This window comes from Desulfosporosinus hippei DSM 8344 (assembly GCF_900100785.1).
Lineage (GTDB): Bacteria > Bacillota > Desulfitobacteriia > Desulfitobacteriales > Desulfitobacteriaceae > Desulfosporosinus > Desulfosporosinus hippei.
This window is the reverse complement of record NZ_FNCP01000007.1, coordinates 154,001-167,186: the sequence shown is the minus strand read 5'-3', so window position 1 is coordinate 167,186 and position 13,186 is coordinate 154,001. Positions and strand designations below refer to the sequence as shown.

At 41.6% G+C, this 13,186-nt stretch carries 12 protein-coding genes; all 12 read left to right on the top strand.

Going from position 1 to position 13,186, the window contains the following annotated elements; translation table 11 throughout:
• Nucleotides 1–3 precede the first annotated feature (3 nt).
• The 12 genes from phoU to BLS16_RS08355 all read left to right on the top strand — a co-directional run bounded on the left by phoU (nt 4) and on the right by BLS16_RS08355 (nt 13,106).
• Nucleotides 4–654 (top strand): phosphate signaling complex protein PhoU, encoded by a 651-nt coding sequence (gene phoU / locus BLS16_RS08410; protein WP_092332221.1) that lies wholly within the window; start codon nt 4–6, stop codon nt 652–654.
• A 126-nt stretch (nt 655–780) separates the two neighbouring features.
• Nucleotides 781–2,112 carry a 30S ribosomal protein S12 methylthiotransferase RimO gene (rimO, locus tag BLS16_RS08405; protein WP_092332218.1) on the top strand — a complete coding sequence of 444 codons (1,332 nt, stop codon included), beginning with the start codon at nt 781–783 and terminating at the stop codon, nt 2,110–2,112.
• Nucleotides 2,109–2,666 carry a CDP-diacylglycerol--glycerol-3-phosphate 3-phosphatidyltransferase gene (gene pgsA / locus BLS16_RS08400; protein WP_014903570.1) on the top strand — a complete coding sequence of 186 codons (558 nt, stop codon included), beginning with the start codon at nt 2,109–2,111 and terminating at the stop codon, nt 2,664–2,666. The genes rimO and pgsA overlap by 4 nt, the downstream gene beginning before the upstream one ends.
• A gap of 200 nt (nt 2,667–2,866) precedes the next feature.
• On the top strand, nt 2,867–3,391 hold the full coding sequence (locus tag BLS16_RS08395) for a hypothetical protein (protein WP_092332216.1): 525 nt from the start codon (nt 2,867–2,869) through the stop codon (nt 3,389–3,391).
• Nucleotides 3,392–3,415: 24 nt separating this feature from the next.
• The gene (locus BLS16_RS08390) at nt 3,416–4,885 is read left to right on the top strand and encodes an AAA family ATPase (RefSeq protein WP_092332213.1); all 1,470 of its coding nucleotides are present in this window, start codon (nt 3,416–3,418) and stop codon (nt 4,883–4,885) included.
• 162 nt (nt 4,886–5,047) lie between these two features.
• Nucleotides 5,048–6,286, top strand: coding sequence for a competence/damage-inducible protein A (locus BLS16_RS08385; RefSeq protein ID WP_092332211.1), 1,239 nt, complete (start codon nt 5,048–5,050; stop codon nt 6,284–6,286).
• A 24-nt stretch (nt 6,287–6,310) separates the two neighbouring features.
• Nucleotides 6,311–7,924 (top strand): DEAD/DEAH box helicase, encoded by a 1,614-nt coding sequence (locus BLS16_RS08380; protein ID WP_092332209.1) that lies wholly within the window; start codon nt 6,311–6,313, stop codon nt 7,922–7,924.
• Between the two features lie 192 nt (nt 7,925–8,116).
• Nucleotides 8,117–9,154 carry a recombinase RecA gene (gene recA / locus BLS16_RS08375; RefSeq protein ID WP_092332206.1) on the top strand — a complete coding sequence of 346 codons (1,038 nt, stop codon included), beginning with the start codon at nt 8,117–8,119 and terminating at the stop codon, nt 9,152–9,154.
• The gene (locus tag BLS16_RS08370; protein ID WP_092332204.1) at nt 9,141–9,671 is read left to right on the top strand and encodes a regulatory protein RecX; all 531 of its coding nucleotides are present in this window, start codon (nt 9,141–9,143) and stop codon (nt 9,669–9,671) included. Before recA ends, BLS16_RS08370 begins: the two co-directional genes overlap by 14 nt.
• Nucleotides 9,672–9,950: 279 nt before the next feature.
• Nucleotides 9,951–11,498: a ribonuclease Y gene (gene rny, locus BLS16_RS08365; protein ID WP_092332201.1), complete on the top strand. Its 1,548-nt coding sequence runs from the start codon at nt 9,951–9,953 to the stop codon at nt 11,496–11,498.
• 201 nt (nt 11,499–11,699) lie between these two features.
• The gene (locus BLS16_RS08360; protein ID WP_092332198.1) at nt 11,700–12,206 is read left to right on the top strand and encodes a hypothetical protein; all 507 of its coding nucleotides are present in this window, start codon (nt 11,700–11,702) and stop codon (nt 12,204–12,206) included.
• A 117-nt stretch (nt 12,207–12,323) separates the two neighbouring features.
• Nucleotides 12,324–13,106, top strand: coding sequence for a TIGR00282 family metallophosphoesterase (locus BLS16_RS08355; RefSeq protein ID WP_092332195.1), 783 nt, complete (start codon nt 12,324–12,326; stop codon nt 13,104–13,106).
• Nucleotides 13,107–13,186 lie beyond the last annotated feature (80 nt).

Genomic DNA, 13,186 nt, shown 5'->3' with positions numbered 1-13,186 from the left:
TAAATGAGACAGTCACTTAACGAAGGACAATTTGTTTTAATCCAGTTACTTAAAGATATGGGAAAAGAGGTTGAGCGTATTTTATTGGGTTGTATGCAGACGTTGATTTCTTTAGATCGAATACAAGCAGATTATTGGATTGCCGAAGATCAGAAAATTAACGACTTCGAACGTCAAGTCGATGATGAATGTGTGCGTTTAATTGCAACCCAGCAGCCTGTTGCCAAAGATTTACGGAAAATCATTTCGGCGATGAAAATATCCACTGACCTTGAACGCATGGGGGATTTAGCCATTGATATAGCCAAGATTGTCCGGAGAATCGAGGGGCCATTAATTAAGCAACTTATAGATATTCCGCTGATGGCTGAGAAAGCTCTGGAAATGATGAGACGAGGCTTAGAAGCCTATGCTAACGAGGATATGGAACTGGCGAGTGGTTTAGCTGATCAAGATGATCAAGTTGATCAGCTGTATAAGAAAGTTGTCAGAGATTTACTGGTAATTATGACAGAAAGGCCAGAAGTTTTAGATCAAGGCATGTACTTAGCCTTTGTGGGGCGATACCTAGAAAGGTTTGCAGATCATGCAACTAATATTGGAGAAAATGTCATATATATTGCAACAGCCGGGAGACAGGATTTGAACAAGTGATTAATTTTTATAAACAAATGTTTGAATGAATGCATACTCTGAATACTAATACTGTTAATATTTTTTGACCTTGTTGAAGTGTTGGTTTATACTAAGTACAGCAGACCAATGATATGAGGTGTAGTGTTGACTAAGAAAGTTACAGTTGTCACTTTAGGTTGTCCCAAAAATCAAGTGGACAGTGAAGTGATGTCAGGTTTACTGGCTAAAGATCACATATTTGTCGAAAACCCTGAAGAGGCAGAAGTTATTGTTGTAAATACCTGTACGTTTATTCAATCTGCCAAGGAAGAATCCATTGAAGCCATTTTCGAAATGGCCAATCTTAAGAAATCTGGTAATTGTCAGACCTTGATTGCAGCTGGCTGTTTAGCTCAAAGATATGGTTCAGAATTAATGCAGGATATTCCTGAATTAGATGGTGTTCTTGGAACAGGGAATATCGATGAAATAACAAAGTTAGTTCAAGCAACTGAAAAATCACGTACCTCTCTGATTAAGCAAGGAGCGCCGGATTTTCTCCACAATGAACAGATGGCTAGAATCCGTTCTACACCGGATTATCTGGCTTATGTAAAAGTTGCCGAGGGTTGCGATAACTATTGTACTTATTGTGTTATTCCCTATGTACGTGGGCGTTTTCGTAGTCGTCCCCTGGAATCCGTAATCCATGAAGTAAAAGAAATGGCTGCTCAAGGGGTTAAGGAAATCCTGGTTATGGGCCAAGATACCACACGTTATGGACAGGATTTATATAATGAACTTCGACTTCCTGAGCTTATTCGTGAGCTTGCTCGTATAGAAGGAATCGAATGGATTCGATTAATGTATTGTTATCCAGAGCGTTTCACGGATGAATTAATTGAAATTATGAGCCAAGAACCGAAGGTTTGTAAATATATTGACTTACCGTTGCAACATGCGGATAATAAAATATTAAGAGATATGAATCGACGCGGAACTATTGAGCAAGCAGAGATCCTGATTAATAAATTACGGACTGCAATCCCGGACATAACTCTGCGAACAACTATGATTACTGGTTTTCCCGGAGAAACTGAGCAGGAATTTCAAACGATGCTTGATTTCATTAAGCGTGTCCAATTTGATCGCCTTGGAGTTTTTGCCTACTCTCAAGAGGAAAATACCCCGGCAGGTCAGAGAGAAGATCAGGTACCCGTGGAAATTCGCGAACAGCGTAGAGATCAGATTATGGAAATTCAACAAAGCATATCTCGGCAAAGACTTCAGCGTTGGGTTAATAGAATAGTTAAGGTGCTTATTGAGGTAAAACTGCCCGATGGCCGGTGGATGGGACGAACAGAAGGGGATGCTCCAGAAATCGATGGTCAAGTCTATATCAAGAATACACAGGTCTCATTTGAAGAAGGGGAAATGGTCAAAGTTCGCATCATTGAGGCGGATAACTACGATTTAGTGGGAGTGGTTGTCTCGTGAATTTACCCAATCGATTAACCCTAGCCAGAATTGTATTGATACCTGTTTTTATGACCTTATTGTTATTGAAATTTCCAAAAGGTTATACGCTTTTTCCTTATCAAGACTTGGTAGCGGCGGTAATCTTTATCTTGGCTGCCGCGACAGATGGTTTGGATGGCTATATTGCGCGTAAGCGTAATCAAGTTACGAATTTGGGCAAATTCATGGATCCCTTAGCTGACAAGCTTTTAGTGTCAGCTGCTCTAATATCTTTAGTTCAACTCGGAGAGGTTACGGCGTGGATCGCTTGGATCATCTTGGCCAGAGAGTTTGCAGTTACAGGGCTTCGAGCCATTGCTGCCGTCGACAGGGTTGTGATAAGTGCCAGTAAACTTGGTAAAATTAAAACCACGACTCAAGTAATTGCTATTTCTGCAATATTATTACACGATTGGCCACTTTCTCTTGTAGGTATATATATTGGTCAACCGCTTTTGTACATAGCCCTGTTTTTCACAGTTATTTCAGGCCTGGATTATCTAATGAAATCTCGTAAATTATTACGTAAGTAAGTTTAACTCAAATTCTTCGCAACTATTAATGAGTGCTCTTCCAAAGATGAGCACTCATTTTTAATGTTCTGAACGGAGTATTAATTAAAATTTAGAATTCCTCATATAACCATATTTGGCTATAAAATATTTTTTCTCAGTATATACTACGTGCTATAATGTCGATATAGCATGTAGTATATCAAATGGAGGAAAATGTGATGACAAATCGCCGAATACTGTTGATTAGCCTCGTTGGATTTCTGATATTTGGATTGCTACTGGGGGGTAAATATATTTATCAGAAGCAGTGGGTTGATGTTACCATCTTAAGTCAAAGTCAGGAAATCCCCGGAGTTGTTTCAGCGAAAGTCGAAAGTCACAATGGTTTAAAAGAGATGGTTGTAAAGACCAATCAGTTAACTAACCTTCGACAAGCCTGCCAGATATTAAAAAAAGTTGCGGAAAATGTGCCGATTCGCTTTATTGACAGCAGGAATCAAACTCTTGAGCGGGTCCTTGGGCAAATGCAGTTTGCTGTACAGGAAGGTATCGCAAGTGGAAATTTTACGGTTATGGCGCAAAATCTAAGAACCCAAGCAGAAAATGAAGATGTCAATTTAGAACTGGAAATGGATAGTGATGCCATTTATTTGATCCTTAATCAGGGCCCAGCTCAACTGATAGAGGTTATCGAACGGAATGGGCAAGGTGAGTTTCTATCCAGTGAAAAGGATATGGGTTAATTTAAGAAAGGGAGAAGGTAAGGTATGAAATATGACATCTTATTAGGCCTTGGGATAGGAGTCTTTGCCTTTTTGATGACCATGGGCTATAACGTGTTTCCTATAGGTTTGCTTTTTGTAACGACCTATCTGGTTTGGAAATATGTCATTTCTCGTCAGATGGTTAAAAATGGTAGTGGGGTAGCCGTGCTGACAACCGGAATAGATTTTGAGGACATCGGAGGGCAAAGTGTCGCTAAAAAAGAGTTACAGGAAGCATTAGACTTTCTACTCTATTCAGATAGAATGAAAGCCTTAGGAATTCGTCCTTTGAAAGGAATATTATTGTCCGGTCCCACTGGGACAGGTAAAACATTATTAGCTAAAGCAGCTGCTAGGTATACAAATTCAGCATTCTTATCAGTATCTGGTAGTGAGTTTGTGGAAATGTACGCAGGTGTCGGAGCTGAGAGAGTACGTGGCTTGTTTCGCAGAGCAAGGGAAATGGTGCGCAAGGAGAAGAAGTCTAGTGCCATTATTTTCATTGATGAAATGGATATTTTAGGGGCCAAGCGTGGCAGCAATGTATCCCATCATGAATATGATCAAACACTTAATCAACTCCTAATTGAAATGGATGGTCTTAAAGCAGATCAAGGTCCTAACATCCTAGTTATGGGGGCAACGAATCGACCGGAAGCCCTAGACGCAGCCTTACTTCGCCCAGGACGTTTTGATAGGCAAGTGAAAGTTGATCTGCCAGATAAAGACGGCCGATTAGCAATACTAAAAATTCATACAAAGAATAAGCCACTAGCACCGGAAGTGCGCTTAGAAAATATTGCTCATGAGACTTTTGGTTTTTCAGGCGCTCATTTAGAGAGTTTAACCAATGAAGCCGCTATCCTGGCAATGCGTGAGGAAGCTAGTGAGATTAATGAACACCATTTACATGAGGCTGTTGAAAAGGTGATGTTGGGCGAAAAGCTTGATCGAAAACCAACCCCAGAGGAATTAAGGCGTATTGCGATTCATGAAAGTGGCCATGCCCTCCTGGCAGAAACGGTTCGACCAAATTCTGTTTCCCAGGTCTCTATTCGTTCTAGAGGAAATGCTCTTGGTTACGTTCGCCATTACCCCAAAGATGATTTATATCTTTACACAAAGGATATGTTGGAAGAGCAGATTATGGTGGCCTTAGCAGGAGCAGTTGCTGAAGAACAGATTTTAGGAACCCGGAGCACCGGTGCCGCCGGAGATTATGAGCAAGCTTTAAGCCTTGTTGAAAAGATGCTGCTGGCAGGTATGTCTTCTTTGGGAGTTGCTGATATTTCTCGCTTGAATGCAGATCAACGTCAAACTGAGACAAGAGATATTTTGACTGGGCTTGAAGAACGAACGACAAAAATACTTAAGGAGAACATTGAAACCTTATTAAGGATTACAAAGATTCTTGAAGAAGAAGAGACTTTAGGCGGGGAAGTCTTAAGATCTCATTTACAGACTGTAGCCTAAGCAAAGCCCTCCCAAGTTGAAGGATAACCTTACTTGGGAGGGCTTTTACTATGTCATTGATATTTTAACAAGACAAAGAAGGATATTTTCGTGCTAGATCAGAAATAATTAATCAGGTATGAATCATGAATTTGCGTTGCTTATAGGAGAGTGATAAACTATATGAAAGCTGAAATTGTCTCAACTGGGACTGAATTATTACTTGGAGAAACCCTCAATACCAGTACTCACTATTTAACAGGAAAACTGTCGTCATTAGGCATTGAAGTAGACTACCATACGACCGTAGGGGACAATCCAGAGCGATTAGAACAAGTTTTACGCCAAGCAATTGAGCGCAGTGATCTTATCGTTACAACTGGAGGGTTGGGTCCAACAATAGATGACTTAACAAAGGAACTGGTTGCTAAAGTCTTAGATTTGAAAATGGAGATAGATTCCGCAAGTTTAGAACAGATTAAGCAGTTCTTTGGCCGCAGAAAAGCTCCAATGCCTTCTAGTAATGAGAAACAAGCCTTCTTTCCCACAGGTTCAAAGATCTTGCCAAACCCTATAGGAACCGCTCCGGGAGCTCTTATTACTAAAGATAACAAGACCATTGTTATCTTGCCTGGTCCTCCTTTTGAAATGCAGCCTATGTTTGATAACTATGTTTGGCCAGAATTAGAGCAAATGATTGGACTGCATGCTGAACGGATGAATGAACGTGTCCTTAAAGTTTTTGGTATGGGAGAATCTGCTATTGAGAAAGTACTTTATGACCTGATGAATCTTCCTAATCTTACGATGGCCTTATTGGCTAAAAGAGCTGAGATGCACATTCGTTTAGTTGCCAGAAGCACTGAAATCATGGCGGGTGAGGCTAATAAGGCTCTGGATCAAGTGGAAGAGGAGATTCGGCGGCGTTTAGGAAATAAAGTATTTGGGCGAGATCAAGAAACTATGGTCAGCATTGTTGGAAGAACTCTAAATAACAAGAATTTAACAATTTCTACAGCTGAATCATGTACTGGAGGCTTGCTTGGGGCCGCTTTAACTCAGGAACCGGGCAGCTCCAAGTTTTATTTAGGTGGAGTAGTGAGTTATTCAAATTCTTTAAAACAAGGCCTACTAGGGGTAAGTGAGAAAAACCTTAAAGCATTTGGAGCAGTGAGTGAAGAGGTTGCCAAGGAAATGGCATTTGGTATTCGTTCCAAGACAGGATCAGATCTGGCTATCTCAACAACGGGAATAGCAGGGCCAGATGGAGGCAGTGATGAGAAACCGGTGGGACTAGTTTACATTGGTTTTGCAACGGCTAAGGGTGTCCATGCTGAAAAATTTCAGTTTTATGGTGAACGGGAGTCTGTTCGTCAGTTGACCGTTCAAGCTGCCCTTAATGGAGTACGCCTGATATGTTGAACAGTGAAGGGAGATTACAATTAGGTGATGGTTGAACGTTTACAGACTTTTGGAGATATACAGTTAAGTAAACCACTTTTACAAGCCCTTACGGAGATGGGCTTTGAAGAGCCTTCTCCAATTCAAAAAGAAGCAATTCCGGTTGCTCTAGACGGAGTAGATCTTATCGGACAGGCTCAGACAGGTACGGGTAAAACAGCTGCTTTTGGAATTCCTATTACGGAAAAAGTTAATGCTAAGTTTCAAGCAGTTCAGGCGCTGATTGTAACACCTACTCGAGAACTAGCTATTCAGGTTTCGGAAGAAATTGCGAAGCTTGGCAAATATAAGCACGTAAAACCCTTGCCAATCTATGGCGGGCAGCCTATTGATCGCCAAATTCGGGCATTACGAATGGGTTATCAAGTGGTTGTTGGAACACCGGGCAGGTTATTGGATCATCTGAACCGTGGGACGCTGCGTTTACAGCACGTAAAAATGGTAGTTCTGGATGAGGCTGATGAAATGTTGGATATGGGCTTTATCGATGACATCGAGAGTCTTCTCAGGGAAGTTCCGGCCGAAGGTAAGCAAGTCCTGCTTTTCTCGGCTACCATGCCTCCCGGAATTCGCAAATTAGCCCAAACTTATATGAACTCCCCGCGTTCTGTTACGGTGAGTCGGGATGAATTAACCGTGCCACTGATTGATCAGGTTTTCTATGAGACTAGGGAAAGTATTAAAGTGGATGCCTTAGGGCGGATCATTGACATGGAGGATATCGGTCAGGGGATTATTTTTTGTCGTACAAAACGCGGAGTCGATGAACTGGTAGTGGCCCTCGAAGCCAGGGGATATTTTGCTGATGCTTTGCATGGAGATTTAAGCCAACAACAGCGGGATCGAGTTATGAAGCGGTTTAGGGATGGGAAGACTGAATTGCTAATTGCTACAGATGTTGCTGCTCGGGGCTTAGATATTAATAATGTGACTCATGTTATCAACTTTGATATTCCCCAAGATCCGGTATCCTATGTGCATCGAATTGGACGAACCGGGCGAGTTGGACGTAAAGGGCAAGCGATAACCCTAATATCCCCAAAAGAATATCGTCAGCTTCGCCTAATCGAAAATCTTATTAAGACCAGGATTAAACGGCAGGAGCTGCCTTCCTTAGCTGATATTAGTGAGCGTCAAGCTGAAAATATCAAGATGCAGTTGATTAAGTTAATGCAAAGCAATCGACTGGGAAACTACCGTGCAATTGTTGGGGACTTGCTCCAGGAATATGATTCTATGGATGTAGCGGCTGCTGCCTTAAAATATGCCATAGAAGGAGCAAATGTCGATGAACTTGTTGAAGGCAAAGACTCAGACGAACAGCTCTTTGCTAACACGGGAGCATCTGCAGGTATGGTGCGCTTTTTTATAAACATCGGAAGACTTCAACAAGTCCGGCCCCAGGATATTATCCGCTGGATTGCAGATCAAAGCGGGATCTCTGGAAACAGTATCGGAATAATAAATATTTATGATAAATTTACCTTTGTAGAAATTCCTGATAAATATGCTTCTAGAGTTCAAAGCTGTATGCATCAGACTATGATTAAAGGCCGCAAGGTGAGTGTCGAACCAGCTAAAGCACGTGAAAACTACTAATGTTGATAGAATAAGCCTAAAAAGCTAACCGTTGTGGTTAGCTTTTTGCGTAATTAAGCAAAAAGGCTTTACTAACAGTTTCATAAACAAATTGACAAGTATTGAGGAGGACATCTATAATAAGAACCGAACAGATGTTTTGCTAAAGTGACAAAATGCTAAGGCATATGAGAAGGATAAGGAGGATAAAGCATGGCCGAAACAAATAAGCTCAAGGCACTTGATATTGCTCTTGCTCAGATTGAAAAGCAATTCGGTAAAGGTTCGATTATGAAACTCGGAGAGTCCTCGACAGATAGGATGATTGATATTATTCCGACAGGTTCTTTGGCAATAGACCTGGCCTTAGGAGTTGGAGGGGTGCCTAGAGGGAGGATTATCGAAATCTACGGACCTGAGTCTTCAGGAAAAACTACAGTAGCCCTTCATATTATTGCCGAGGCGCAAAAATTGGGGGGAGCAGCAGCATTCATAGATGCAGAGCATGCCCTTGATCCGGTATATGCCAAAGCATTAGGGGTTAATATTGATGACTTGCTTGTTGCTCAGCCGGATACTGGGGAACAGGGCTTAGAAATCTGCGAAGCTCTAGTGCGCAGTGCTGCCGTCGATGTAATCGTGGTTGACTCTGTTGCTGCTTTAGTGCCACGTGCCGAGATCGAGGGCGAAATGGGGGACAACCATGTCGGCTTGCATGCTCGACTAATGTCCCAGGCCTTGCGTAAGCTGACCGGATCAATCAGCAAGAGTAATACTTGTGTTATTTTTATTAACCAAATCCGTGAAAAGATCGGGGTAATGTTTGGTAGCCCGGAAACCACAACCGGTGGGCGCGCTCTAAAGTTTTATGCCTCAATTCGGATGGATATACGTCGTCAAGAAGCCATAAAATCTGGGCAGGACGTAGTTGGCAACAAGACCCGGGTAAAAGTGGTCAAGAATAAAGTTGCCCCCCCTTTTAAACAAGCTGATTTTGACATTATGTATGGAGAAGGTATTTCTCGTGAAGGAAGTATCGTCGATATCGGGACAGAGATGGAGATAATCGCCAAGTCAGGCGCCTGGTATTCCTATAATGGAGAGCGGTTGGGGCAGGGCCGGGAGAATGTCAAAGAGCATCTTAAACAACATCCGGAAATAGCTCTTGAGCTAGAACAACGGATTCGAGCTAACTTAATGCCTGTAGCAGCTACCCCTGATAAAGAGGAAGATACGTTTGAAGAGTTCTAAGCCTTGCAAAAGCACAATGGAGGCTGCCCTTGATTTATTATCACGTCGGCTTCTTACTCATTATGAATTAGAAACCCGTCTGCTTGAGAAAGGCTATGAAAGCTCGGAGATTAAGGCTGTTTTGGAGAGAATTCTTGAATGGGGCTATGTCAACGATCGGGAGTTAGCGTTAATGTATTCGGAAAGTCGTCTAAAGCGTTATTCCCGGCGAAGGGTTCAACAAGATATGCAAAATCGAGGGATTGAATCAGAACTGATCGATCAGGCTTTAAAAGCAACTTATTCGAGTAATGACGAGTATGAGCAGTGCATGTCGCTGGCTGAACGTTGGTATACCCAAGAAGAAAAACGGTGGGAATTGAAGTGTGCGAAAGATAACGCCAAAAGAACAATCCCTCGTGAACTATGGGTTCGACAAAAAGTAACTCGCAAGCTTGTTCAGAGAGGTTATCCTTCAGATATGGTGCGAAGTGTCATCAATCAAATCGGAAATGAGAGAGAAGATGGCAGTGTATAGAATTGAGCCATTTAGGACAAGCTTGACATTAACTGCAAATGATATTAAAATCTTAACAGAGACCTGTCTCTGTTAAGATTTAACCTTTAAAGGTTTTCTTATAGATTTCGTTGTAGTTAGCTAAAATATGGTTTTTTTGACTAGCGAGCGAGAGTTGTAGGAAACAGGAGGAATGCCTGTTTTAAAGGTTATGCTTAGAGTGACTGGTTTTGGAAACCAGTTTTTTTTATGTAATAATAGAATTTAAAAAAATTTAAACCAAAGGAGGTGTGTAGACGTATGATCGAACTAATTATCACAGGGTTGGTCTCGGTTCTAGTGGGATTAGGTTTAGGTATCTTTGTTGGTTGGCTTTTCCGTAAGAATACGGCTGAAAAGAGTATTGGTTCTGCAGAAGAGGAAGCAAAACGGATTGTCGAAAATGCCCATGCGGCAGCAGAAAGTAAGAAAAGGGAGTCCGTGGTTGCAGCCAAAGAAGAAGTTATGCATATTCGCAATGAAGTTGAAAAGGAAACCCGGGAACGGCGCAACGAACTTCAACGGTTAGAACGACGCTTGCTTCAAAAAGAGGAAAGTCTAGATCGGAAAATCGAATCACTGGAACGTAAAGAGGAAAACCTACACCGCAAAGATAGTGAAGTAGAACAACTTAAAGAAGAGTTGACTCAGATTGTAGGTAAGGAACAGGCGGAACTAGAACGTTTATCTGGTATGACCTCGGAAGAGGCTAAACAGTTGTTGCTTAAACGTGTAGAAGAAGACGTTCGCTATGAATCGGCAATTCTAATTAAGGAAATTGAAACTCGTGCAAAGGAAGAAGCTGAGAAAAGGGCGAAAAATATTATTGCCCTCGCAATACAGCGATGCGCAGCTGATCATGTCGCGGAAACAACAGTATCTGTTGTAGCATTACCGAGTGACGAAATGAAAGGTCGGATCATTGGTCGTGAGGGACGAAATATCCGTACCATAGAAACCCTAACGGGGATTGATCTTATCATTGATGATACTCCTGAGGCTGTCATACTATCAGGCTTTGATCCAATTCGCAGAGAGGTTGCGCGGATTGCTCTTGAAAAACTCATAGCAGATGGCCGTATACATCCGGCACGGATCGAAGAGATGGTAGAGAAGGCTCAGAAGGAAGTTGACCAAAAGATTAGAGAAGAAGGAGAGCAGGCGACTTTTGAAACAGGAGTACATGGATTACATCCTGAATTAATTCGTTTGCTGGGCCGACTTAAGTTCCGTACAAGTTATGGACAAAATGTCCTAAAACACTCGACAGAAGTATCCCATTTAGCAGGCTTAATGGCTGCTGAGTTGGGAGTTGATATTCAGCTTGCAAAACGTGCGGGTCTGCTCCATGACATAGGCAAGGCAGTTGACCATGATATGGAAGGTACCCACGTTCAAATCGGTGTTGACTTAGTCAAAAAATACAAGGAGTCCACCGAAGTAACCCATGCAATCGAAGCTCATCATAATGATGTGGAGCCAAAGACGATTGTTGCAGTACTTGTGGCAGCGGCAGATGCAGTTTCAGCAGCTCGTCCTGGAGCGCGCAGAGAAACTCTGGAAACCTATATCAAGCGCCTGCAAAAGCTTGAAGAAATTGCTGAGAGCTTTGAAGGGGTAGAAAAATGTTTTGCTATCCAAGCAGGACGTGAAGTTCGCATTATCGTTAAACCAGATAAAATTGACGATGTGTTGGCTCCGCGTGTTGCACGAGAAATCAGTAAGCGGATTGAGGAAGAACTCGAATATCCGGGACAAATAAAAGTGGTTGTTATTCGGGAAACTCGGGCTGTAGATTTTGCAAAGTAATTATTATACAAAATAAACAATCAGGCGGCCATTGGTCGCCTGATTGTTATTAGGAGCCAAGGTATTTGGCTTAAGGCTTAGTTTCTAGGGCTAATCCCATAAATGACCAGCTTAAATATGCGTTGATTGAGCAGGAGATTGTTGAACGATGCCGAATAATAAGCATGTTAGGACAGCGTATAGAGAGGGCTGAAATCGAGAATGTTTAGTACTTATAAAGATGGAGGGCGTTTGCAAGACGGAGTGGGTCTGCTTACTTCAATACTCATGAGATATAACGAGGTGGGATCAGTTCACTATTGGAGAGAAGAACATGCACTAAAGTTCACGTTCCTGGTTTCCCAACCTCAAAAGGTCAAGTCTCTCCAGGATTTATTAGCACCTGCCTTGGAATTCTTCCATCACTTAGAAGGTCAAAAAATGCGAGTTTTTGATGTGGTTTGTAGAAGCGAGGAGTCAGTCTGTGTCATTACTGTGACCAGAGATGTTGACAGTATGTCTCAACGGGAGGTAGGATTAATCGTTGAGCTTATCAAAAAGAAGTACAAGCTGGAATTAATTTATGATGAATTATATTTGCCAGAAGATGAACAGGTATATCAGGAAGAAAAGATCAGTCAGATGTTGTCTTCGATTCAGAGTAATGATATTAATAAGAATGTTCTAGCCTTGCGAGAGGAAGGCAAAGTATTAGTTTTTAAGACGTAAATGATTATATTTATTTATCGAAATTTTAGTTAAAACAGTTATTTAGTATAGTAAAAAATGGTATCCTATGTATATTGGCTAAATTAGGGTTAGCCGCTGGGAAGGAGGGTTAATTATTTGCATATATTGTTTATAGGGGATATAGTGGGAAAACCTGGAAGAGAAGCTGTTAAACGATTCCTGAAACCACTTCAAGAGAAACATCAAATTGATGTAACCATTGCCAATGGTGAAAATGCAGCTGCAGGAAAAGGCTTAACCAAAGAGATTGCCGATGAGCTCTATGCCAATGGAATTGAATTCTTAACAATGGGCAATCATGTTTGGGATCAAAGAGATATTATGAACTTTATTGATCGTGAGTCTAGGTTGATTAGGCCAGCTAATTATCCAGTTGGAGCACCGGGACAGGGACATGGTTTCATCCGTACTAAGGGTAAAAAAATAGGAGTTTTGAATCTTTCAGGCCGGGTATTTTTACCCTCGCTAGATGACCCATTCAGTGGAGCTATTCGCTGGATTAATCAAATTAAACAAGAAACCTCCATCATTATTGTGGATTTTCATGCTGAAGCAACTTCGGAAAAGGTTGCTATGGGGTGGTTTCTAGATGGAAAGGTTAGTGCAGTCATTGGTACTCATACTCATATCCAAACTGCAGATGCTCGCTTACTTGATCAAGGAACAGCGTATATTACTGATGTCGGTATGACAGGGCCCAGGGATTCAGTACTAGGAGTAAAAAAGGAAATAATTATTAATCGCTTTTTAACTCAGCTACCTGCAAAGTTTGAATTAGCAAATGGACCAATACAGCTGAATGCTGTGGTTTTAGATATTGACGAAGAGACAGGGAAAGCGCGGCGGATCGAAGCAATTCAAGTGACTGGTGAGAAGTGATACTGCCCAAATTCACCCTAAGGTTTATTGAAAAGATGTCTTATCAGTAAAAAATCTGAAAATTCTTTATTGATAAATAG